The 20,623-nt window shown below is 63.9% G+C and carries 24 protein-coding genes, 1 other RNA gene and 1 pseudogene; 15 read left to right on the forward strand and 11 right to left on the reverse strand.

The genetic code is table 11. The annotated features are described in order from the left end of the window. Nucleotides 1–190 precede the first annotated feature (190 nt). From P9254_RS10535 to P9254_RS10570, 8 genes are all read left to right on the forward strand, one after another. The gene (locus P9254_RS10535; protein ID WP_095824195.1) at nucleotides 191–838 is read left to right on the forward strand and encodes a thiamine phosphate synthase; all 648 of its coding nucleotides are present in this window, start codon (nucleotides 191–193) and stop codon (nucleotides 836–838) included. 1 nt (nucleotide 839) lies between these two features. Further along, nucleotides 840–2,018, forward strand: a complete 1,179-nt coding sequence (locus tag P9254_RS10540) for a sel1 repeat family protein (RefSeq protein ID WP_442920303.1) — start codon at nucleotides 840–842, stop codon at nucleotides 2,016–2,018. A gap of 134 nt (nucleotides 2,019–2,152) precedes the next feature. Beyond that, the gene (gene efp / locus P9254_RS10545; RefSeq protein ID WP_278053506.1) at nucleotides 2,153–2,719 is read left to right on the forward strand and encodes an elongation factor P; all 567 of its coding nucleotides are present in this window, start codon (nucleotides 2,153–2,155) and stop codon (nucleotides 2,717–2,719) included. Between the two features lie 25 nt (nucleotides 2,720–2,744). Then, a complete protein-coding gene (locus tag P9254_RS10550; RefSeq protein WP_067319472.1) occupies nucleotides 2,745–3,545 on the forward strand; it encodes an inositol monophosphatase family protein in 801 nt (266 codons plus the stop codon). A 191-nt stretch (nucleotides 3,546–3,736) separates the two neighbouring features. Beyond that, nucleotides 3,737–4,429 carry a PAQR family membrane homeostasis protein TrhA gene (trhA, locus tag P9254_RS10555; protein ID WP_278053508.1) on the forward strand — a complete coding sequence of 231 codons (693 nt, stop codon included), beginning with the start codon at nucleotides 3,737–3,739 and terminating at the stop codon, nucleotides 4,427–4,429. A gap of 105 nt (nucleotides 4,430–4,534) precedes the next feature. Then, the gene (locus P9254_RS10560; protein ID WP_067319476.1) at nucleotides 4,535–5,554 is read left to right on the forward strand and encodes a MotA/TolQ/ExbB proton channel family protein; all 1,020 of its coding nucleotides are present in this window, start codon (nucleotides 4,535–4,537) and stop codon (nucleotides 5,552–5,554) included. 1 nt (nucleotide 5,555) lies between these two features. Next, nucleotides 5,556–6,584: a peptidoglycan -binding protein gene (locus P9254_RS10565; RefSeq protein WP_278053512.1), complete on the forward strand. Its 1,029-nt coding sequence runs from the start codon at nucleotides 5,556–5,558 to the stop codon at nucleotides 6,582–6,584. 248 nt (nucleotides 6,585–6,832) lie between these two features. After that, complete coding sequence (locus tag P9254_RS10570) at nucleotides 6,833–7,258, forward strand: hypothetical protein (RefSeq protein WP_067001742.1); 426 nt, start codon at nucleotides 6,833–6,835, stop codon at nucleotides 7,256–7,258. An 88-nt stretch (nucleotides 7,259–7,346) separates the two neighbouring features. On the opposite strand, the gene P9254_RS10575 is transcribed toward P9254_RS10570, so the two are convergent. Beyond that, entirely contained in the window at nucleotides 7,347–7,700 is a 354-nt protein-coding gene (locus P9254_RS10575) for a DUF1304 domain-containing protein (protein WP_067001740.1), read from the reverse strand. Between the two features lie 148 nt (nucleotides 7,701–7,848). Here P9254_RS10575 and P9254_RS10580 point away from each other — a divergent pair, with 148 nt between their 5' ends. Beyond that, a complete protein-coding gene (locus P9254_RS10580; protein ID WP_278053516.1) occupies nucleotides 7,849–9,333 on the forward strand; it encodes a carboxypeptidase M32 in 1,485 nt (494 codons plus the stop codon). 19 nt (nucleotides 9,334–9,352) lie between these two features. Here P9254_RS10580 and P9254_RS10585 read toward each other — a convergent pair whose 3' ends face one another. After that, on the reverse strand, nucleotides 9,353–11,155 hold the full coding sequence (locus P9254_RS10585; protein WP_278053518.1) for an ABC transporter transmembrane domain-containing protein: 1,803 nt from the start codon (nucleotides 11,153–11,155) through the stop codon (nucleotides 9,353–9,355). 205 nt (nucleotides 11,156–11,360) lie between these two features. Between P9254_RS10585 and rpmE the strand changes: the two genes are divergently transcribed. Then, complete coding sequence (rpmE, locus tag P9254_RS10590; RefSeq protein WP_040974396.1) at nucleotides 11,361–11,582, forward strand: 50S ribosomal protein L31; 222 nt, start codon at nucleotides 11,361–11,363, stop codon at nucleotides 11,580–11,582. 92 nt (nucleotides 11,583–11,674) lie between these two features. Here the strand turns inward: rpmE and P9254_RS10595 are convergent, their stop codons facing one another. After that, nucleotides 11,675–12,313, reverse strand: a complete 639-nt coding sequence (locus tag P9254_RS10595) for a TetR/AcrR family transcriptional regulator (RefSeq protein ID WP_067319486.1) — start codon at nucleotides 12,311–12,313, stop codon at nucleotides 11,675–11,677. A 111-nt stretch (nucleotides 12,314–12,424) separates the two neighbouring features. On the opposite strand from P9254_RS10595, the pseudogene P9254_RS10600 reads away from it, so the two are divergent. Continuing rightward, a pseudogene (locus P9254_RS10600) lies at nucleotides 12,425–13,259 on the forward strand (NAD(P)H-binding protein). A gap of 1 nt (nucleotide 13,260) precedes the next feature. Further along, complete coding sequence (locus P9254_RS10605; RefSeq protein ID WP_067001727.1) at nucleotides 13,261–13,737, forward strand: anthrone oxygenase family protein; 477 nt, start codon at nucleotides 13,261–13,263, stop codon at nucleotides 13,735–13,737. A gap of 29 nt (nucleotides 13,738–13,766) precedes the next feature. On the opposite strand, the gene P9254_RS10610 is transcribed toward P9254_RS10605, so the two are convergent. The 3 genes from P9254_RS10610 to P9254_RS10620 form a co-directional block, all read right to left on the reverse strand. Next, nucleotides 13,767–14,078: a SelT/SelW/SelH family protein gene (locus P9254_RS10610; RefSeq protein ID WP_127241643.1), complete on the reverse strand. Its 312-nt coding sequence runs from the start codon at nucleotides 14,076–14,078 to the stop codon at nucleotides 13,767–13,769. A 32-nt stretch (nucleotides 14,079–14,110) separates the two neighbouring features. Beyond that, a complete protein-coding gene (locus P9254_RS10615) occupies nucleotides 14,111–14,860 on the reverse strand; it encodes a YebC/PmpR family DNA-binding transcriptional regulator (protein ID WP_067319492.1) in 750 nt (249 codons plus the stop codon). 217 nt (nucleotides 14,861–15,077) lie between these two features. Beyond that, a complete protein-coding gene (locus P9254_RS10620; RefSeq protein ID WP_067001718.1) occupies nucleotides 15,078–15,401 on the reverse strand; it encodes an ArsR/SmtB family transcription factor in 324 nt (107 codons plus the stop codon). 51 nt (nucleotides 15,402–15,452) lie between these two features. On the opposite strand from P9254_RS10620, the gene P9254_RS10625 reads away from it, so the two are divergent. Both P9254_RS10625 and P9254_RS10630 read left to right on the forward strand, forming a co-directional pair. Further along, nucleotides 15,453–15,935, forward strand: coding sequence for an SRPBCC domain-containing protein (locus P9254_RS10625; protein ID WP_067001716.1), 483 nt, complete (start codon nucleotides 15,453–15,455; stop codon nucleotides 15,933–15,935). Nucleotides 15,936–15,960: 25 nt separating this feature from the next. Further along, nucleotides 15,961–16,350, forward strand: coding sequence for a VOC family protein (locus tag P9254_RS10630; RefSeq protein ID WP_278053523.1), 390 nt, complete (start codon nucleotides 15,961–15,963; stop codon nucleotides 16,348–16,350). A 1-nt stretch (nucleotide 16,351) separates the two neighbouring features. Here the strand turns inward: P9254_RS10630 and P9254_RS10635 are convergent, their stop codons facing one another. The 5 genes from P9254_RS10635 to ssrS all read right to left on the reverse strand — a co-directional run bounded on the left by P9254_RS10635 (nucleotide 16,352) and on the right by ssrS (nucleotide 19,556). Then, nucleotides 16,352–17,119: a TerC family protein gene (locus tag P9254_RS10635; RefSeq protein WP_067001713.1), complete on the reverse strand. Its 768-nt coding sequence runs from the start codon at nucleotides 17,117–17,119 to the stop codon at nucleotides 16,352–16,354. An 80-nt stretch (nucleotides 17,120–17,199) separates the two neighbouring features. After that, nucleotides 17,200–18,024: a TIGR00282 family metallophosphoesterase gene (locus P9254_RS10640; protein WP_067319494.1), complete on the reverse strand. Its 825-nt coding sequence runs from the start codon at nucleotides 18,022–18,024 to the stop codon at nucleotides 17,200–17,202. Nucleotides 18,025–18,214: 190 nt separating this feature from the next. Further along, complete coding sequence (locus tag P9254_RS10645; protein ID WP_278053524.1) at nucleotides 18,215–18,640, reverse strand: DUF3592 domain-containing protein; 426 nt, start codon at nucleotides 18,638–18,640, stop codon at nucleotides 18,215–18,217. A 93-nt stretch (nucleotides 18,641–18,733) separates the two neighbouring features. Beyond that, on the reverse strand, nucleotides 18,734–19,318 hold the full coding sequence (locus P9254_RS10650; protein WP_067319497.1) for a 5-formyltetrahydrofolate cyclo-ligase: 585 nt from the start codon (nucleotides 19,316–19,318) through the stop codon (nucleotides 18,734–18,736). 82 nt (nucleotides 19,319–19,400) lie between these two features. Continuing rightward, a non-coding RNA gene (ssrS, locus tag P9254_RS10655) (6S RNA) lies at nucleotides 19,401–19,556 on the reverse strand. A 150-nt stretch (nucleotides 19,557–19,706) separates the two neighbouring features. On the opposite strand from ssrS, the gene P9254_RS10660 reads away from it, so the two are divergent. Further along, nucleotides 19,707–20,546: an AAA family ATPase gene (locus P9254_RS10660; protein ID WP_278053525.1), complete on the forward strand. Its 840-nt coding sequence runs from the start codon at nucleotides 19,707–19,709 to the stop codon at nucleotides 20,544–20,546. Nucleotides 20,547–20,623: the final 77 nt, after the last annotated feature.

The following is a 20,623-nucleotide window of genomic DNA, read 5'->3' on the forward strand; positions in this document are numbered from 1 at the left end:
CGTTTCGTTAGCGTCCATCAGCAGCTTCAACAGGCCGTCTGTCAGTCCTTGAAGATTGCGCAAGCCGCTGCTGCCGCGACGCTTTTCAGCGGCGATCTTCGCCCGCCTCCTGTTCAAGCCGGACGCTTTGCTCTATGCCGCAATGCCACCATGTTCGCCCGGCATAGGCGAAAACCGGGATCGAAGACCGATGAATGAAGCAACCCCGCCCAATCGCTGCCGAATCGTGCTGATCGCGCCGCCGCTTGTGACTCCCGAGCACATCTGCACCGCCTTCGACGGCGGCGACGTCGCCTCGCTGATCCTGCCCGAAAACGGCATGGATGACGCCGCCTTCCAGGCCTTCGCCGAGAAGATCGTGCCGATCGCGCAGGCCGCCGGCGTCGCCGTCATCGTCGCCGGCGACAGCCGCATCGCCGGCCGCGTCCATGCCGACGGCATCCATGTCGAGGCAAACCGCCAGGAACTGGCCGAGACGATCGAGCGCTTGGCCGACAGGATGATGGTCGGGGCGGGCGGCGCCAAGACCCGCGACGAGGCGCTGGAGCTCGGCGAGGAGCGGCCCGACTACATGTTCTTCGGCCGCTTCGGCTATGACAACAAGCCCGAGCCGCACCACCGCAATCTCGCTCTCGGTGAATGGTGGGCGCAGATGATCCAGATTCCTTGCATCGTGATGGCCGGCTCCGAGCTTGCGTCGGTGGAAACGGTAGCGGCCACCGGCGCCGAGTTCGTGGCGCTCTCCAGCGCCGTCTTCGCCGACGGACTCGATCCGCGCGCGGCGGTCGCCGCGGCCAACGCGCTGCTCGACCAAATCGCGCCGCGCTTCGAGGACTGACGTGCGCTGGTCCCGGCTTTCCTTCGCGGCGTTGGCCGCGGCCTTGACGATCCAGGCGGCCGCCGCCGTGGCCGCCGCCGAGACCCCGCCGGTGCCGCAGCCCAGACCGGACACGACCACACCCGACACGAGCGCGCCGGATACAAGCGCCCCTGCTACCGGCGCCCCAGATACAAGCATTCCGAATATAAGCGCCCCGAATGCAATCGCCCCAAGCACTGGCGCCCCGAATAGTGGCGCTCCGAATGCTGGCGCGGCCCATGCCGACAAGCCGATCGAAACACCGCTGCCGCAGCCGGCAACGCTTCAACCGCCATCAGCCGATACCATCAATCCCGATCGCTTCGGCGCCAAGCTCCCGGACGCCGCCTACGGCGCCTTCCAGCGTGGCCTCTATAAAACCGCCTACAACCTTGCCATGGTGCGGGCCAAGAACGGCGACCCCGCGGCGCAGACACTGGTCGCCGAGATCCTGTCGCGTGGGCTGGGCGTGCCGCTCAACGCGGCAGAGGCCGCGAAATGGTATGGGCTCGCCGCCGAGCAGGGCGTGCCGGAGGCGCAGTTCCAATATGCGCTGATGCTGCTCGACGGACGCTATGTGAAGAAGGACGCCAAGGAAGCCTATGCGCTGATGCAGGCCGCCGCCGAGGCGGGCAACCGCCTGGCCCAGTTCAACTTCGCCCAATTGCTCGTCCAGCAGGATCCGGGCGATGCCGGCATAGCCAAGGCCGCTGTATATTATGAGCGCGCCGCCAGTACCGGCCTTGCCGACGCCGAATATGCGATGGCGCAGATCTACGCCAACGGCGCCGGTGGCAAACCGCGCGACGACGCCAAGGCACGCACACTGCTGGCGCAGGCCGCCCGGCAGAACTACGACACCGCGCAACTTGACCTCGCCGCATGGATGATCGAGGGGCGCGGCGGCGATCGCGACCTGAAATCGGGCTTTGCCTGGATGAGGCGCGCGGCCGAAGGCGGCAATGTCGCCGCCCAGAACCGCCTCGCCAAACTCTATATGGGCGGCATCGGTACCGACCCCGATCTGATCCTGGCCGGAGCCTGGTATATCGTCGCCCGGCGCGCCGGCCTGATCGACCCGCAGATGGACGATTTCCTGCAGGGCCTCGACGACGGTCAGACCAAGCAGGCGCTGCAGAGGGCGAACCGGCTGCCCTGAAAAAAGACGGCTCACGGCAGCGGCCATCTCCATGAGCGTTCGCGACGCCCTCCCTTGCCACTCAATGCGATTTGTGGTCTTGGAGGCGCCAAAGCGCGCTCCGCGCCAAAAATCTCATTCCGGATCAGTTCAACATGGCCAAGATCAGCGGCAGCGAAATCCGTCCCGGCTATGTCATCGAGCATGACGGCGGCCTCTGGGTCGCGGTCAGGACCAACACCGTGAAGCCCGGCAAGGGCGGCGCCTACAACCAGGTAGAGCTGAAGAACCTGATCAATGGCACCAAGCTCAACGAGCGCTTCCGCTCGGCCGAGACCGTCGAGCAGATCCGGCTGGAGATGAAGGATTTCTCCTTCCTCTACGAGCAGGGCGACGCGCTGGTTTTCATGGACACCGAAAGCTACGAGCAGCTCGAACTGAACAAGGATTTCGTCGGCGAGCGCGCCGCTTTCCTGCAGGACGGCATGATGGTCACGGTCCAGCTCTATGAGGAGCGGCCGATCGGCATCTCGCTGCCCGACCAGGTGACGCTGACCATCACCGAGGCCGACCCCGTGGTGAAGGGCCAGACGGCGGCGTCCTCTTACAAGCCTGCAGTGCTGGAAAACGGGGTCCGCGTCCTGGTGCCGCCCTTCATCTCGGCGGGCGAGCGCATCATCGTCGACACCAACGAGATCACTTACGTGCGTCGCGCAGAATAAAACGGCCAACACAGGAAGAAGAAGAATGGCGCGTTCCGCTCTCCTCAATGTCATGGTCCAGGCCGCGATGAAGGCCGGCCGGTCGCTGTCGCGCGATTTCGGCGAGGTGCAGAACCTGCAGGTCTCGATGAAGGGGCCTGGCGACTATGTCAGCCAGGCCGACCGCAAGGCCGAAGAGATCGTCTTTACCGAACTGTCGAAGGCGCGGCCGGGCTACGCCTTCCTGATGGAGGAGCGCGGCGCCGTCGACGGCGAGGACGGCCAGCATCGCTGGATCGTCGACCCGCTCGACGGCACGACCAACTTCCTCCACGGCATCCCGCTCTTCGCGGTCTCGATCGCGCTCGAGCGCCAGGGCCAGATCGTCGCCGGTGTCGTCTACAATCCGGCCATGGATGAGCTCTATACCACCGAGCGCGGCGGCGGCGCCTTCATGAACGACCGCCGGCTGCGCGTCGCCGGACGCGCCAAGCTCACCGATGCCGTGATCGGCTGCGGCGTGCCGCATCTTGGGCGCGGCCAGCACGGCAATTTCCTGATCGAGTTGCGCAATGTCATGGCCGAGGTCTCCGGCGTCCGCCGCCTTGGCTCAGCCTCGCTCGATCTCGCCTATGTCGCGGCCGGCCGCATGGACGGGTTTTGGGAAACCGGCCTTTCGGCCTGGGACATCGCCGCCGGCGCCCTGCTCATCCGTGAAGCGGGCGGCTTCGTTTCGGATATGGATGGCGGGCAGGACATGCTGGAGGCCGGCTCCATCGTCGCCGGCAACGAGCTTATCCAACGCGCCCTCTTGAAGACGGTAAAGAAGCCGCTGGCTGCGCGCTGAAGCGCGCTATCGCATCACCCCGAAATCGGAATCGATTTCGCAGACCTCCGGTTCGGAACGGATAAGCGCAAATCAAAGGGCTGCAGCCCCTTTGCGCGTCGAAAGGACGCGCGGCGGGCTCGTCGCAAAACCGCAACCGAAGCTTGAAATACTGATCCGCGACTGCCCAGATTATGGTTGCAGGATCATTCATGAACGACGCTCGCGCAAATACATCGATCGAAATCCCCGTTGTCGGCCGTTGGCACTATTCGCGCGCCGAGATCATCGCCGATGGCATCGTCCATGCTGTAGGCATCGTGCTGGCGATCGCCGCCGGCTCGGTCTTCCTGGCTTTAGCCGCCTTCCATTCCGGCCCGGGTGAGTATGTCGCCGCCGTGTTCTACGTTGTGTCGCTGCTCACCGTGCTGTCGATATCGCTGGCCTATAATTTGTGGCCGATATCGTGGCCGGCGAAGTGGATCCTGCGCCGCTTCGACCATGCCGCGATCTATTTGCTGATCGCCGCCACCTACACGCCTTTCCTGACCCAGCTGCACACGTCCGCGCTTGCCGTGCCGATGATCGTTATCGTGTGGAGCGCGGCGGCAATGGGCGTCGCCATCAAGATGTTCCTGCCCGGGCGCTATGACCGGCTGGCGATCCTCTTTTACCTCGCCATCGGCTGGAGCGGCGTCGTGCTCGCCGGACCGCTGGTCGCGACGCTGCCGCCTGCCTCCGTCATGCTGCTGCTCGCGGGCGGCATCGTCTATTCATTGGGCGTCATCTTCTTTGCCTCGAAAGGCCTGCGTTTCCACAATGCCGTCTGGCATGGCTTCGTCGTCACCGGCGCCGGGCTGCACCTGGCCGCCATGGTCGACTGTCTGGTCATTAGCCGTTTTTGAAACGACCCGCGCGGGGCGATATTGTCAAGCACCATTCAATTTGGTCATAATTCCGTTTAGAGTCGCGACAATTCTGCGGCGGGTGGCATCGAAAACGGGGCACGGATGGCTTTTCTCAGATCCTTCGGCAGGCGCTCGGATGTCCTGGTCTACGATCCGCACAAGCTGTCGAGCCCGCAGGTCTTCCTGCTCACGATGGTGATCTTCCTGGTCATCGTCGCCTTCATCGCCGCCATCCTCACCCGCCAGATCTCCTCCGCCTTCTCCAGCAATCCCGGCCTAAACGGGCTGATCATCGGCGTGCTCGCCGTCGGCATCCTGCTCGCCTTCGCCCAGGTCGGCCGGCTGTTCAGAGAGGTGCGCTGGGTCAATTCCTTCCGCGCCGGCTCCGAGACCACCGAGCCGGTGCTCCTGGCGCCGATGAAGGCGATGATCGGCCGCTCGTCGACGATCGCCTTCTCGACCTCTTCGATGCGCACCATGCTCGATTCCATCGCCACGCGCCTCGATGAAAGCCGCGACACCTCGCGCTATCTCGTCGGACTGCTGGTGTTTCTCGGCCTGCTCGGCACCTTCTGGGGCCTGCTTAACACCATCGCCTCCATCCGCGAGACAATCGAAGCGCTCGACCCCGGCAGCGGCGATGCCGCCGCCGTGCTCGACGCGCTGAAGCAGGGCCTCTCGGCGCCGCTCGCCGGCATGGGCACGGCCTTCTCGTCCTCGCTGTTCGGCCTGTCCGGCTCGCTGGTGCTCGGCTTCCTCGACCTGCAGGCCGGCCGCGCCCAGACCCGCTTCTACACCGAGCTCGAGAACTGGCTGTCCTCGGTCACCGATCTCTCGTCCGATATCGTCGTGTCGGAATCGGCGCGCGCCGAGCCGTCGGAGGAGATCCGCCTGCTGTCGGAACGGCTGCGCAGCCTGCAGGAAAACGGCGGCGGCTCCAACCCGCGCGTCGCCACCGCCATGGCCAACCTGGCGGACGGCATTTCCGGACTGGTCAAGAACATGCGCTCCGAACAGCAGATCATGCGCGACTGGGTCGAGGCGCAGTCGGACGAACAGAAGGCGATGCGCAACACGCTGGAAAAGATCGCTGACGCCCTGAAGAAGACCGGAGTGCACTGACGTGGCGCTGGCAAGGCGGCGCGCCGATCGCCGCATCGACTACTGGCCCGGCTTCGTCGACGCGCTGTCGACGCTTCTGCTCGCCATCATGTTCCTGCTGACGGTCTTCGTGCTGGCGCAATTCCTGCTCAGCCGCGAAATCTCCGGCAAGGACACCGTGCTCAGCCGCCTCAACTCGCAGATCAACGAGCTGACGCAGTTGCTGGCGCTGGAGCGCTCGAACAGCCAGGACAAGGAAGACACGCTCGCCAATCTGCAGGCCTCGCTGTCGGCGGCGGAGGCGGAAAAGAGCCGTCTTCAGCAATTGCTGGAGGAGGGTGCCGGCGCCGGCGACGCGGCCAACAAGCGGGCAGACGCGCTGTCCGGCGAACTCAGCAACCAGCGCCAGATCAGCCAGCAAGCGCTGAGCCAGGTCGAGATCCTCAACCAGCAGATCGCCGCACTGCGCAAGCAGATCGCGGCGCTCGAGGACGCGCTCAACGTGTCCGAGCAGCGCGACCGCGAGTCCAACACCAAGATTGCCGATCTCGGCCGCCGCCTGAACGTGGCGCTGGCGCAGCGCGTCCAGGAGCTCAACCGCTACCGTTCCGATTTCTTCGGCCGACTGCGCGAGATCCTCGCCGACCGCGAGAACATCCGCATCGTCGGCGACCGCTTCGTCTTCCAGTCGGAAGTGCTGTTCCCGACCGGCTCCGACGAGATCAACGACGCCGGCAAGGTCGAGATGAAGAAGCTCGCCGATGCCGTCATCGAGCTGCAGAGAGAAATCCCGCCTGAGATCAGCTGGGTGCTGCGCGTCGATGGCCACACCGACAACAAGCCCTTGTCCGGAACCGGACGCTATCGCGACAACTGGGAACTGTCGACGGCCCGCGCGACCTCGGTGGTGAAGTTCCTGATCGAGAACGGCGTGCCGGCGAACCGGCTGGTAGCTGCCGGCTTCGGCGAATTCCAGCCGCTCGATCCGGCCGACACGGATGAGGCGCGCAGCAAGAACCGCCGAATTGAACTGAAGCTCACCGAACGTTGATCCGGCATCACGCGAACTCACGCGAATTTGTTCGCCGGCTCAACTCTAGCGCGCAGAAGCCCGCCGGCAAGGCCTGAAAACATTATCTTTTTTTAATTACACTCGGCGACTTGGCGGCCCTAATTTGCTGCGCAGGGCCGGGAACCGCCGGCGATGCCTCCCATCGCGACGCGACGGAACCGGACGGCCCACTAGCTCGGAAGCAGAGCGGGATGGCCGCTCCTTCCCCAGCAGGAGGATGCGCCGTCATGCGCGCTTTAACATCTCTCAAGACTGCAACTCTCGCCGCGGTTCTGATTGCCGCTCCGCTCGCCGGCGCCTACGCCGCCGGACATCACAAGGGCGCTCTCGACGCAACCGATCCAACCGACTTCACCGGACCGCGGGTGACCAGCCTGATCGAGCAGGTCCAGGGTGTGGATCAGGGCATCGCCGACGCGCGGCAAGCAAACGACATCTCGGCCTCGGAAGCGCAGCAACTGCATATGCGCGCCGCGCACATCAGCCAGGTGGCCGAGCACGTAGCCGCTTCGGATCACGGCAGGATTCCGGCTGCGCAATATCACGATCTGCTGCGCCGTCTCGACAATGTCGACCAGAAGCTGAGAACCGATACCGGCAGCGGCTTCCTGATGGGCGACGGCGCCGACGGCGGTCACTATCCGAACGGCTGAGCAGTTTCGGGCCGCGACTGCCGTTTCGAGACCAGGAAGGGACGATCTGGCGCCCGAGGGACCTGGCCCGAGGGCGTCCTTTTTTCAGTCACCGGCCGAGCCAAAGCGCGATAATGGCAAGCACCGCAGGCAGCGTCTGGACGAACAGGATCTTGCGGCCGACGGTCGCCCCGCCATAGAGGCCGGCGACGGCAACGCAAAGCAGGAAGAACATCTTGATCTGGAACCCGCCGGTGCCGAGATAGAGCCCCCAGATCAGGCCTGTAGCAAGAAAGCCGTTATAGAGCCCCTGGTTGGCGGCGAGCACTTTCGATGCGCTGGCGAAGTCCGGCTTGAGGTTGAACGCCTTGTGGCCGCGCGGCGTGTCCCACAGCACCATCTCCAGATAGACGATGTAGCAGTGGATCAGCGCTACCAGCCCGGTCAGGATATTGCCGATCATTGTCCCCTCCGCTCGTTGGCCCCAACCTTTGATCACGCAGCGCTGTTGCAAGGCAAGATGGGCTGATCCGGAACGGGCGGATCAGGGTTGCCAAGCTGCGCGCCTTGGTATCTTTTCGCGCCAACCCCTTTGCAGCCGGAAACCATCCATGTCCTTCCAAAAACTCGATCTACTCGGCCATAGGCTCGAAGCGCTGGAACATGCGCTGGCCATTCTCGGCGCCGATGAGGCGACCCACATGGCGGTTGGCGGCGGCGAGAAGCGCGCCGAGGCGATGTCGGCCCTGGCCGGCATGCTGCACGCCCAGGCTACCGCGCCGGAGATCGGCGACTGGATCGCCGCCGCCGAAGCCGAACCGCTGAACGACGAGCAGCAGGCTGCGGTGAGGGAACTGCGCCGGCAATATACCAACCTCACCTGCCTACCGGTCGAATTTGTCGAGCGCCAGACGACGGCGCGCATGCGCTCCGAGCAGCTCTGGCGCGACCTGCGCGCCAAGAATGACTGGGCGGGCTTCCTGCCGGCGCTCGAAGGCGTCGTGGCGCTGGTCCGAGAAGAAGCGGCGCTGCGCGCCGAGGCGCTCGGCCTCGCCCCCTATGACGCGCTGATGGAGCAGTACGATCCCGGCAACCGCGCCGCCGACATCACGCCGGTGTTCGTCGAGCTGAAGGCTTTCCTCAAGGATTTCCTGCCGCATGCGCTGGCCGTGCAGGATGCGCGGCTGGCGAAGCACGCGCTCAAGCCGCTCTCCGGCAGCTACGCCGTAGAGAAGCAGCGCGAGCTTGGTCTTGCCATGATGGCGGCGGTCGGCTTCGACCTCACCCATGGCTCGCTGGCGGTGTCGCACCATCCCTTCTGCGGCGGCGTGCCGACCGATGTGCGCATCACCACCCGCTACAAGACTTCCGATTTCCTGTCGGCGCTGATGGGAGTGCTGCACGAGACCGGCCACGCGCTTTACGAACAGAATCTGCCGAAAGCCTGGTCGCACTGGCCGCTCGGCAAGGCGCGCGGCATGGCCGTGCATGAGAGCCAGAGCCTGTTCGTGGAGAAGCAGATCGGCCGCAACCCCGCCTTCTGGCGCTGGGCGCTGCCGGTTGTCGAGAAGCATCTCGGCGAAGCCTGGTCGATCGACGACATCCTGCCGCATGTCCATCATGTGGAACGCGGCTTTATCCGCGTCGACGCCGACGAGGTCACCTATCCGCTGCATGTCATCTTGCGTTACGAGCTCGAGCAAGAGCTCGTCTCAGGACGGCTGGAGGCCGCCGACCTGCCCGAGGCCTGGGATGCCAAGATGCGCGACTATCTCGGCCTGTCGACCATCGACAACCCGGCCGACGGGCCGATGCAGGACGTGCACTGGCCGGGCGCCGCCTTCGGCTATTTCCCGTCCTACACCCTGGGCGCCATGATGGCGGCGCAGCAATGGGCGGCCCTGACCAGGGAGCACCCGTGCGCGGACGAGGATCTCGCCAAGGGCGACTTCAGCGCCATCAATGAGTGGCGACGCGACAAGATCTGGTCGCAGGGCTCGCGCTGGTCGACGCCGGACCTGCTCGAGCGCGCCACCGGCGAGAAGCTCAACGCCGTTTACTTCACCGAGCACCTGCGCAAGCGGTACGGCGACTGATAACGCCTGCCGGCGGGCGCTACTCCGCCGCGCCCTTGAAGGCGCTCGCTCCGGTCTCGAACTGCAGCTTGGCGAGCCGCGCATAGGTGCCGCCCTTGGCGACAAGGCTCTGATGCGTGCCTTCCTCGACGATGCGTCCGCCGTCCATGACTAGGATCCGGTCGGCCTTGAGCACCGTCGCCAGCCGGTGGGCGATCACGATGGTGGTGCGGCCGCGCATCAGCCGCTCCAGCGCCGTCTGCACCAGCGTTTCGCTTTCGGCGTCGAGCGCCGAGGTCGCCTCGTCGAGCAGCAGGATCGGTGCGTCGCGCAGAATGGCGCGGGCGATCGCCACGCGCTGGCGCTGGCCGCCCGAAAGCGTCACACCGCGCTCGCCGACCTGGCTGTCATAGCCCTTTTCAAGCTTGCCGATGAATTCGTCGGCAAGCGCCGCCTTTGCCGCCGCCTCGATCTCGGCATCGCTGGCGCCCGGCCGGCCGAAGCCGATATTGTCGGCAGCACTGGCCGCGAAGATGGTGACGTCCTGCGCCACGATGGCGATGCGCTGGCGGATTGCGGCCGGATCGGCCTGGCGCAGATCGACGCCGTCGATGACGACACGGCCGCTCTCCGGATCGTAGAAGCGCAGGATAAGCGAGAAGACGGTGCTTTTTCCCGCGCCCGAAGGACCGACGATCGCCACCGTCTCGCCGGGCTTCACCTGGAAGCTCAGCCCATGCACGGCGGCCCGGTCCGGCCGCGCCGGATAGGAGAAGGAGACATCGTCAAAGCTGATCGCGCCCTTGGCCTTGGCCGGCAGCGGCTGAGGATCTGCGGGCGCCTGAATGGCGGGCTTCTCGGCCAGGATCTCGGTCAGACGCTCGGCGGCGCCCGCCGCCTGCGACAGCTCGCTCCACACTTCCGACAGCGCGCCGAGTGCGCCGGCGGCGAACACCGAATAGAGCAGGAACTGGCCGAGCGTGCCGGCCGACATCGTGCCGGCAAGCACGTCGCGCGAGCCGAACCAGAGCACCGCCACCACCGATGAAAAGATCATGAAGATGGCGAAGAAGGTGAGAAAGGAGCGGGCGAAGACCGACGTGCGCGCCGCCTCGAAGGCGGCCTCGACGGCGGCCGAGAAGCGCCCCGTCACCAGCTTCTCGTTGGTGAAGGCCTGCAGCGTGCGCACGGCGCCGATCTGCTCGCTGGCATAGGCAGTGGCTTCCGCCAGCGTATCCTGCGCCAGCCGCGACTTGCGCCGCACCGAACGGCCGAAGGCGACGAGCGGCAGCACGATCAGCGGGATGGCGGCCAGTACCAGGCCGGACAGTTTTGGGCTGGTGAAGACCATCATCGCCACGGCACCGACGCCGAGGATGAGATTGCGCAGCGCGACCGATGCCGTGGCGCCGACCGCCGACTTCACCTGCGTGGTATCCGCGGCAAGCCGCGACACGATCTCGCCCGACTGCGAGCGATCGAAAAAGGCCGGCGAGAGCGTCGTGACATGGGAGAAGACATCGCGGCGGATGTTGGCGACGACCCGCTCGCCGAGCGTGATGACGAAGTAGTAGCGGCTGGCGGAGGCCGCCGCCAGCACGGCCGCCATCAGCACCAGCGCGGCGAAATACTCGGCAATGAAGGTAGTGCCCGCCGCCTGGAAGCCGTGATCGATCATGCGCCGCACGGCCATCGGCAGGGCCAGCGTCGTCCCTGCCGCAACGATCAGCGATATGATCGCGCCGACCGCCAGTTTGCGGTACTGCATGACGTACGGAAAAAGGTTCCTGAGCGGCCGGACCGAGCGCCTGCGCTCGTCACCACTGACACCAATATCCGCCATGAGCGTTTCCTCTGGCCGCGTGTTCGTCATGCGCTTCAATATGCGCCTGCCGCGGCCTTGTGATTCAATTCCGGCTGATGTATAGGCTCGCCGACCGTTTTAGAAGCCGTGGCTTTTCATTAGCTGCGGCTTCGAGTTTTAAAAAGGGGCGCATCGACGCAGGCCATCGGCCCGTCACCAGCGCCGGCAAGCCAGGAACACGACAATGAAGGCCGATATCCATCCCGACTACCACACCATCAAGGTCGTCATGACCGACGGCACCGAATACCTGACCCGCTCGACCTGGGGCAAGGAAGGCGACACGATGAACCTCGACATCGACCCGACCACGCACCCGGCCTGGACCGGCGGCCAGCAGACCCTGCTCGACCGCGGCGGCCGCCTGTCGAAGTTCAAGAAGCGTTTCGAAGGTTTCGGCCTCTAAGCCTTTCTAAACGTGTCGCAGATCAAAAACCCGCCTCCGAGGCGGGTTTTTTGTTGGCCACAGACGCTGCGGGAAACCCGACCAGGTTGTACCTACCCTTCCACCAGCTCCCGCAGCGCCATGCGCTTATAGGCCGCGACCAGCCTGTCGCCCTCCTCCCGGTCGACGGAGATCGCCAGCCGCATGACCGCCTCGCCCATCTGCCAGACTAGCAGCGCCGCCGTCTCCATCGCCACGGTATCTGCGCCGGGACGCAACCGCTTCAGCACCGCGACGAGGAATCGGGCATTGGCCCGGCTGTCGGCCAGTTCGAGTTCGCGCAAGGCCTTGTCGGCCTGCGTGCCCGACCAGATGTCGCGCATCACCGGTTCGGCCAGGAACATCCCGTAATAGATGTCGACCAGCTCCGAAAACGCCCGCTTCAGCCCCTCGGCGTCGCTGACGTCCTTCAGCGCCGCCGAGATGCAGGCCTGGCTTTCGGCGGTGTAGCGCTCGGCCAGCGCCCAGACGATCGCCCGCTTGTCGGGAAAGAACTGGTAGAGCGAGCCGATCGACACCCCTGCTCTTTCCGCCACCTCGCCCATGCGCATGGCATCGCTGCCTTGCTCGGCGATCAGCGCCGCGGCGGCGGCAAGCATCCGCTCGACCCGCTCGCGGCTGCGCTGCTGCGTCGGCGCTCGCCGGGGCATTGCGATTTCCTGGTCGAGCTTCGCGGCTACCCTGCCTTGCATGAGCTTCCTCCGAAAGATCCTCGAGAAACTGGCTTGACTCACAAAATACGAGGGTTTATCACGTTTTGCAAACATGAGGATTACTCATATTCAGAAAACGAGGAGATCGAGATGACCGACACGTCACAGAAACCGATTTTGATCCTGGGCGGCACCGGCAAGACCGGCCGGCGGCTGGCCGAACGGTTGATCGCCCGCAGGATCCCGGTGCGGATCGGCTCCCGCGCAGGCACGCCTCCCTTCGACTGGTCGGACAAGAACACCTGGGGCGCGGCCCTCGACGGCGTCGGCGCCGTCTACATCAGCTACTATCCTGACATCGCGGTGCCGGGCGCCGCCGAAACTGTCGAGGCGTTGGCCAAACTTGCCGTCGAGCGCGGCAACAAGCGGCTGGTGCTGCTCTCCGGCCGCGGCGAGACGGAGGCTCAGCGCGCCGAGGAAATGGTCAAGGTTTCCGGTGCCAATTGGACGATCCTGCGCTGCTCATGGTTCTCCGCAGAATTTCAGCGAAGGCTTCCTCATCGAATCCATACTCGAAGGCGAAGTCACCCTGCCGGTCGGCGCTGTCGGCGAACCCTTCGTCGATGTCGACGATATCGCCGATGTCGCCGAAGCCGTGCTGACGGAGCCGGGCCATGCCGGCCAGCTTTACGAACTCACCGGCCCGCGTCTGCTGAGCTTTGCTCAGGCCGTCGCCGAAATCGGCAAAGCCACTGGCCGCGACATCCGCTATCGGCGGATCTCGCATGCCCAATTCACCGAAACGGTGGCTGCGCACAACCTGCCGCCGGAATTCGCCTGGCTGCTCAACGAGCTCTTCACCGAGGTGCTCGACGGCCGCAACGAATCGCTGACCGACGGCGTGCAGCGCGCGCTCGGCCGCCGGCCGAAAGACTTCTTCGCCTATGCAACCGAAACCGCAGCCAGGCGCGTCTGGAGTAACTGAGATGATGAAAATTCTTCCCGCCCTCGCCTTCATTGCCGCGATCGGCTCTGGCGTGGTCGGCGGCGTCTTCTTCGCCTTTTCCAATTTCGTCATGGCAGCACTTGCCAGGCTGCCCGTCCCAGCCGGCATCGCAGCGATGAATTCGATCAACATCACCGTAATTACGCCCGCCTTCATGACGGCGCTTTTCGGCACCGGCCTCATCTGCCTGGTGCTGATTGCCGCTGTCATCATGGGCTGGAGCCAATCGGGCTCGTACTGGCTGCTTGCCGGCGCCGTAATCTATCTCGTCGGCAACCCGATCGTGACCATGGTGTTCAACGTACCGCTCAACGACGCCCTGGCCGCCGTCGACCCGGCCAGCAGCAACGGCGCCGCCGTGTGGGCGAACCATCTGCGCCAATGGGTAATGTGGAACCACGTCCGCACCATCACCGCGATCGTGGCGATGGCCTGCTTTATCCTGGCGCTGATTTGAAGAGAGCGGCCAGCGGATAAAACACCGCCTCAGGCGGGGTCCGTCTTCTTGTGCGTCTTGCGGTCGGCGTGTCCCAGATCGCGTTCCGGGTCGATGACATCGCGGACCAGCTGCTTGAGCTTCGCCGCCTCCGGAAAACCGCCGTCGCGCTTGCGCTCCCAGATAAGCTGGTCGTTGCAGGAGATCGTGAAGATGCCGCCGGTGCCCGGCACCAGCGTCACCTCGCCGAGCTCGGTACCGAAGGTCGAGAGCAGCTCCTGTGCCATCCAGCCGGCTCTGAGCAGCCACTGGCATTGCGTGCAGTAGGTGATGCGGATGGCGGGCCGCGGCTTCTCGCTCATGTCGGATCGAGTTCCGCTCATAGATCAGCCGATCAGGCCGCGCTGAGCTTGGCCATCGTTTCGTCGTCGACCTCGAAATTGGCGTAGACGCTCTGCACGTCGTCGTCGTCCTCGAGAGTGGCGACCAGCTTCATCAGCGACTGCGCCCGTTCTTCATCGACCGGCACATTGTTCTGCGGCTGCCAGATCGGCTTCACCGACTCCGCTTCGCCGAGCGCGGCTTCGAGCGACTTCGATACCTCGCCGAGATTTTCGAAGCTGCAATAGACGGTGTGGCCTTCCTCGTCCGACTCGACGTCGTCAGCACCGGCCTCGATCGCGGCTTCCATCACCGTGTCCGCGCTGCCGGCCGAAGCCGGGTAATAGATCTCGCCGACGCGGTTCCACATGAACGACACCGAGCCGGTTTCGCCGAGCGCCCCGCCGGCCTTGGTGAAGGCGGCGCGCACATTGGACGCCGAGCGGTTGCGGTTGTCGGTCAGCACCTCGACGATCAGCGCCACGCCGCCGGGGCCATAGCCCTCATAGCGCACGGCCTCGTAGTTCTCGGCATCTCCGGCGGAGGCCTTGTTGATGGCGCGCTGGATGTTGTCCTTCGGCATCGACACCGCCTTGGCGTTCTGCACCGCAAGGCGCAGCCGCGGGTTCATCGCCGGGTCCGGCGTGCCGGTTTTGGCGGCGACGGTGATTTCGCGTGCCAGCTTGGAAAACATTTTCGACCGCACCGCATCCTGGCGGCCTTTCCGGTGCATGATGTTCTTGAACTGCGAATGGCCAGCCATGGCACCCCTGTCGTGTTCGGCTAGAGCATTTCTCGGCCGGGCGCGATCACCCGGCAAATGCTCGAATTCAAAATTTCAGAACGCTGCAAGCGTGCCTGCGAAGGCCCGCGGGGCTCTCTGTCGGAATGGCCGGCTTATAGATAAATCGGCTCAATTCGTCCAGCCGGACCGTCGACCCTGACGGCGGACAGACCGAGATTGCCCTTGCAGCGCGGCATCATCCCTCCAGATCCGACTTCAGCCGGTCGAGGATGCTGATCGCATGGCCCGCATATTGGCCGATCCAGCGGTCGTGGATCTGCCTGATCGGCAGCGCGTTGAGATGGTTCCAGCGCTCGCGCCCCTCGCGCCTCGCCACGACCAGATCGGCCTCTTCCAGCACCTTCAGATGCATCATGACCGTGCAGCGATCCATGTCCGGGAAAGCCTCGCAGAGCGCCCCGGTGGTCTGCGGCTGATCCTTGAGCCGGTCGAGCAACTCGCGCCGGCGCGAGTGCGCCAAGGCCTTGAAAACACGATCGTCCGACGTTGGGCTTGACATGTTATGTTTTTATAACATATTGTTTCACGAGGCAAGGAAGGAGCTGTGGATATGTCTCTTGGATTCAGGATTTCCGGACGCATCGGCAAGCCGGTCGCCGAAGTCTTCGACGCCGTGGTCAACCCGACGAAGCTCAGCGGCTATTTCACCACCATTGGCGGCGCCTCTGCTCCGCTGGTCGCCGGCACCACCGTCACCTGGTGGAAGACGGTGCCGGTCGAGGTCGACGAGGTGATCAAGGATAGGCGTATCGTGCTGCGCTGGGACGCGGCCGACACTGACGGCAAGCCGGCCTACAAGACACGCATCGAGATGAACTTCGAGCCGTTGGACGACGGCGGCACCTTCGTTACCATCGCCGAGGCCGGCTGGCACGAAGGCGAGGTCGGACTGAAGAAATCCTACCTCAATTGCGAGGGCTGGTCGCAGATGCTCGCCTGCATGAAGGCGTATCTCGAATACGGCATCAATTTGCGCGACGGCTATTATCGCGCCGAGATGAAAGGCGAGCCGGCCAACGAGACCAATATTTGACTCCTTTGAGCGAGGAGGCCCGGCCGTGAAGGTAACGCCGTTCCTGATGTTCGAAGGTCAGGCCGAGGAGGCCATGACCCTCTATTGCGACACCGTTCCAGAAAGCCGCGTTGTCGACGTCACACGCTATGGCGCCGGTGAGGACGGGCCCGAACGTGCGCTCAAGCTGGCCCGTGTCGTGATCGGCGGCACTGAGGTCATGGTCTTCAACAGCCCCGTGCATCACGCCTTCTCCTTCACGCCGTCGTTCTCGCTCTTCGTCGACTGTTCCTCCGAGGAGGAGCTCGATCGCATTGTCGGGGTGCTGGCCAAGGACGGCGCGTTTCTGATGCCGACCGACGATTACGGCTTCAGCCGCCGTTTCGCTTGGCTCAACGACCGCTTCGGCGTTTCCTGGCAGATCAACCTGCCCTAGTTTAATGCCCGCCGCCGGACCGCTGCTTCTTTCGACGCCGCGCCAGCATGTTGAGGCCCTCGACCAGCGCGGAAAAACCCATGGCGGCGTAGATGTAGCCCTTGGGCACGTGATAGCCCATGCCGTCGGCAATCAGCGTCATGCCGATCATCAGCAGGAAGCCGAGCGCCAGCATCACGATTGTGGGGTTCTTGGCGATAAAGTTGGCGAGCGGCGTCGCCGCCAGCATCATCACGCTCACCGCCACGATGACAGCGATGTACATGATGGCGATCTCGTCGGTCATCCCGACGGCGGTGATGATGGAATCGATCGAGAAGACGAGGTCAAGCAGCAGGATCTGGAAGATCGCGCCGGCCAGGCTCATCTGCAGTGTGCCGCCCATCATCGAGTCCTGATGATCCTGCGGATCGACCGTGTGGTGGATTTCCTTGGTCGCCTTCCAGACAAGGAACAGGCCGCCGGCGATCAGGATCAGGTCGCGCCAGGAAAAGCCATGCCCGAACGCCGTGAACACCGGCGTCGTCAATTGCACGATGATCGAGATCGTGGCGAGCAGCACCAGCCGCATGCCCAGTGCCGCCGAGATGCCGAGTTTGCGGGCGCGGGCGCGCTGCGCTTCCGGCAGCTTGTTGGTCAGGATCGAGATGAAGATCAGGTTGTCGATGCCGAGCACCACCTCCAGCACCACCAGCGTCAGCAGCGCGATCCAGGCTGTGGGATCGGAGACAAAGGCAAAGTGCGGCGCCAGGAACTCGACAAGCTGCATGGAGGTCGTCCCCTCTACGATCTAGAGCAGTTTTCGCGGGTTTCGTCGCCAGTTAGGTACGACCGGTGCTCATATCAATATCATGACCAGAAGGACGGCGCGGTTTCCTCGAGTCGCGGCCCGCGGCGAAACGGCGCGATCTTCTCGGCGAGCCCGGTGCGGTCGGAGATTTCCACGCCGACGCCGCAGAGCGTCGCCGGTCCATTCGCGGCCTCGAAACGACCTTTCGGCACTTTCGACAGGAAGCGGTTGAGCGGCTCTTCCTTGTCCATGCCAAGCGAGGAATCATAGTCGCCGCACATGCCGGCGTCCGAAATATAGGCGGTGCCGCCGTTGAGTATCTGATGATCGGCGGTCGGCTGGTGCGTGTGGGTGCCGACCACAAGGCTGGCACGGCCGTCGACGAAATGCGCGAAGCACATCTTTTCCGAAGTCGCCTCGGCATGGAAATCAATCACTACTGCGTCGGCCTGTTCGCCAAGCGGACAGGCGGCAAGCTCGCGCTCGCCGGCCTGGAACGGATCGTCGAGCTCGGGATGCATGAAGACGCGCCCCATGATGTTGGCGACCAGCACCCGCGCGCCGTTCCTGGCGATATAGACGCCAGAACCACGCCCCGGCGTGCCCTTGGGAAAATTGGAGGGGCGCAGGAAGCGCTCCTCGCGCGGCGCGAAGACCAGCGCGTCGCGCTGGTCCCAGACATGGTTGCCGGTGGTGACGACATCCGCGCCCGCCGCGAGCGTCTCGCGAAATATCTCCTCGGTGATGCCGAAGCCGCCGGCGGCGTTCTCGCCATTGACGATGACGAAGTCGAGCTTGAAGTCGGATATCAAGCCCGGCAGCTGTTCCCACACCGCCGTGCGCCCAGTTTTTCCGACCATGTCGCCGAGGAAGAGAAGTCTCATACGATCCCGCGTCGAAAGTCCGCCAAGCAAAAGCTGCATGACTTTCCGCAAAAGATCATGCGTTTCTCAACCGCTGTTCTACAATTGCGGCGTGAACCGGCGCAACCCGCTCCCGGTGAGTATTTCCGGGATGATCACATGATGGTCTTATACGGCACCACCGCCCCGTCCTAGCAGCCGAAGGCGACGTCTAACGCGCGCTCCGTCCGCGCAGCCAGAAAAACCAAACGTAGAAGACGGTGAAGCCGCCGGTACCTGCAAGGATCAACAGCATGCCGCGCCAGCCCTTCATTCCGGCGGTATCGAGGGTCGCTGGATCGCCAGGGTCGTAGTAGAATTTCACCTTGTCGCCGATCGACGCCTCGTGGAGATCGACAAGGTTTCCCTTTCCGGACCAGGTCATCGGCACGTCGTCAACCACATAGGCGAGGGCGACATTGATGCGCTCTATGGCGAGGCCATTTTTGTGCATTTCAGTGAAAGGACTGACATCCGTCACGGTAGCGACCGTCTGCCCCCAGGCGGCTTGGTGGTACAGGGTGGTTCCGGTGATATGCAATCCCATCGCAAACAGTGCTGCCGCGATCAGAGCAAACGGCATCAGGATGAATCGCATGAAGACAAATCCCCTTGCTAACCTCAACTTGGATTGGCTAGCAGGAATACTGTTGGATAGGTATTGGAATCGCGCGAAGCGGGTCGGAATATTCTAAGAGGCGGTAAACCGGCGTAACCCGCTCTCGGTGAGTATTTCCGGGATGATCACGTCATGGTTCTCATCCGGCACTTGCGACACCTCCTGGCAGTCGAACGCAATGCCGATCAGCCGCGGCGCCAGCCCTTTGTCGGCCAGCCTGGCGATCGCCCGGTCGTAATAGCCGGCGCCGTAGCCGATGCGGTGGCCGCGCGCGTCGAATGCTGCGAGCGGAACAAACATGAGCGAGGGGTCGAGCTCTTCGGCCTGCTCGTGCGGTCCGACCGTGCCGAAACCCATCTCGACCATTGGCGCGCCGCGCACCAGCTCGCGGAAGACGATGGTTGTCTTGTCGAGGATCGCCGGCAGGCAAAGCCTGGCGCCTTTCTCGCGCAGCGCGAACATCAGCGGCCGCACATCGACCTCGGAGCGCATCGGCCAGAAGCCGGAGACGATCTGGCCCGGTTCGACGGCGATCTGGTCACGCGCCGTCTCAGCCATTTCGAGCGCGATCTCGACCCGCCAGAATTCGTCCAGCGCATCCCGCCGCGCCAGAGCTTCCTTGCGAAGCTGTTTTTTCAGGTCTTTTGATGAGGTCATGCGCAGACGTTAGAAAAGGTCGTATCCGGACGAAGTTGCAGGAGCGACGCTTTCTACCGCATCAAATTCAAAAACGGGAGAGTGGCGATCCACACAACCGGTGGAGAGGTCGATCCCGGGTGCCTACAAAGTAGGTGGGCGCCGTGTGAGAAAACCCACGGGTCTTCCCAGGGACAGCTCCCTAAGGATCGATAAGGCCCCGGGGATAAGTTTCTCCTGCCGGGAAGCGCAGACCGCCAAAACCAATATAGGCCCATGGTTGACCGAGCGCCAGAAGGACACCGCTCCAAGCGGCCGCAAATCTGCGTCATGGGCCTTGCGGCGTTGTCATGCCTTGCACAGCCTGGCCAGCGTCCTTAGGGTCGCGGCCCAACGATCAGGAGAAGAAATGCGTTTCGAAGGCACCGCGGCTTACGTCGCCGACAAGGATTTGATGGTGGCGGTCAACGCCGCGATCGCTCTGGAGCGACCGTTGCTGGTCAAGGGCGAGCCGGGCACCGGCAAGACCGAACTCGCCCGTCAAGTGGCGGCGGCGCTCGACCTCGATTTCATCGAATGGAATGTCAAATCGACCACCAAGGCGCAGCAGGGCCTCTACGAGTATGACGCCGTCTCGCGGCTGCGCGACAGCCAGCTCGGTGACGACCGGTTCAGCGACATCAAGAACTACATCAAACGCGGCAAGCTGTGGCACGCCTTCGCGGCATCGAAAAAGGTCGTTCTCCTGATCGACGAGATCGACAAGGCCGACATCGAATTCCCCAACGATCTTCTGCAGGAACTCGACCGGATGGAGTTCTTCGTCTACGAGACCGGCGAGACCATCCGCGCCGAATTTCGGCCGATCGTCATCATCACCTCCAACAACGAGAAGGAGTTGCCGGACGCCTTTCTGCGCCGCTGCTTTTTCCACTACATCCGCTTCCCCGATATCGAGACGCTGCACCGGATCGTCGACGTGCATTATCCCGGCATCAAGCAGAATCTCGTGCGGGCCGCGCTTACCCAGTTCTACGAGATCCGTGACGTGCCCGGGCTGAAGAAGAAACCATCCACCTCCGAAGCGCTCGACTGGATCCGACTGCTGGTCGCCGACGACATCGCGCCGGAGGATCTGCGCGCCGATCCGAAGAATATGTTGCCGAAGCTGCATGGCGCGCTGCTCAAGAACGAGCAGGACGTGCACCTCTTCGAACGCTTGGCCTTCATGGCCAGGCGCCAGCAATAGGCTTGGCAGCAATAGCGCTTTGTCCTCTGTGGACCGTTGCCGACAGGCGGCGGTTGCCGCAGCTTCCGACCAAACGT

It is taken from the genome of Mesorhizobium sp. WSM4983 (assembly GCF_029625765.1).
Classification (GTDB): Bacteria; Pseudomonadota; Alphaproteobacteria; order Rhizobiales; family Rhizobiaceae; genus Mesorhizobium.

Bases quoted from the DNA above. Each gene is read 5' to 3' on its own strand.
- P9254_RS10535 (WP_095824195.1), top strand. From the start codon at position 191: ATGAATGAAGCAACCCCGCCCAATCGCTGCCGAATCGTGCTGATCGCG.
- efp (WP_278053506.1), top strand. From the start codon at position 2,153: ATGGCCAAGATCAGCGGCAGCGAAATCCGTCCCGGCTATGTCATCGAG.
- P9254_RS10550 (WP_067319472.1), top strand. From the start codon at position 2,745: ATGGCGCGTTCCGCTCTCCTCAATGTCATGGTCCAGGCCGCGATGAAG.
- trhA (WP_278053508.1), top strand. From the start codon at position 3,737: ATGAACGACGCTCGCGCAAATACATCGATCGAAATCCCCGTTGTCGGC.
- P9254_RS10560 (WP_067319476.1), top strand. From the start codon at position 4,535: ATGGCTTTTCTCAGATCCTTCGGCAGGCGCTCGGATGTCCTGGTCTAC.
- P9254_RS10570 (WP_067001742.1), top strand. From the start codon at position 6,833: ATGCGCGCTTTAACATCTCTCAAGACTGCAACTCTCGCCGCGGTTCTG.
- P9254_RS10575 (WP_067001740.1), bottom strand. From the start codon at position 7,700: ATGATCGGCAATATCCTGACCGGGCTGGTAGCGCTGATCCACTGCTAC.
- P9254_RS10580 (WP_278053516.1), top strand. From the start codon at position 7,849: ATGTCCTTCCAAAAACTCGATCTACTCGGCCATAGGCTCGAAGCGCTG.
- P9254_RS10585 (WP_278053518.1), bottom strand. From the start codon at position 11,155: ATGGCGGATATTGGTGTCAGTGGTGACGAGCGCAGGCGCTCGGTCCGG.
- rpmE (WP_040974396.1), top strand. From the start codon at position 11,361: ATGAAGGCCGATATCCATCCCGACTACCACACCATCAAGGTCGTCATG.
- P9254_RS10595 (WP_067319486.1), bottom strand. From the start codon at position 12,313: ATGCAAGGCAGGGTAGCCGCGAAGCTCGACCAGGAAATCGCAATGCCC.
- P9254_RS10605 (WP_067001727.1), top strand. From the start codon at position 13,261: ATGATGAAAATTCTTCCCGCCCTCGCCTTCATTGCCGCGATCGGCTCT.
- P9254_RS10610 (WP_127241643.1), bottom strand. From the start codon at position 14,078: ATGAGCGAGAAGCCGCGGCCCGCCATCCGCATCACCTACTGCACGCAA.
- P9254_RS10615 (WP_067319492.1), bottom strand. From the start codon at position 14,860: ATGGCTGGCCATTCGCAGTTCAAGAACATCATGCACCGGAAAGGCCGC.
- P9254_RS10620 (WP_067001718.1), bottom strand. From the start codon at position 15,401: ATGTCAAGCCCAACGTCGGACGATCGTGTTTTCAAGGCCTTGGCGCAC.
- P9254_RS10625 (WP_067001716.1), top strand. From the start codon at position 15,453: ATGTCTCTTGGATTCAGGATTTCCGGACGCATCGGCAAGCCGGTCGCC.
- P9254_RS10635 (WP_067001713.1), bottom strand. From the start codon at position 17,119: ATGCAGCTTGTCGAGTTCCTGGCGCCGCACTTTGCCTTTGTCTCCGAT.
- P9254_RS10640 (WP_067319494.1), bottom strand. From the start codon at position 18,024: ATGAGACTTCTCTTCCTCGGCGACATGGTCGGAAAAACTGGGCGCACG.
- P9254_RS10645 (WP_278053524.1), bottom strand. From the start codon at position 18,640: ATGCGATTCATCCTGATGCCGTTTGCTCTGATCGCGGCAGCACTGTTT.
- P9254_RS10650 (WP_067319497.1), bottom strand. From the start codon at position 19,318: ATGACCTCATCAAAAGACCTGAAAAAACAGCTTCGCAAGGAAGCTCTG.
- P9254_RS10660 (WP_278053525.1), top strand. From the start codon at position 19,707: ATGCGTTTCGAAGGCACCGCGGCTTACGTCGCCGACAAGGATTTGATG.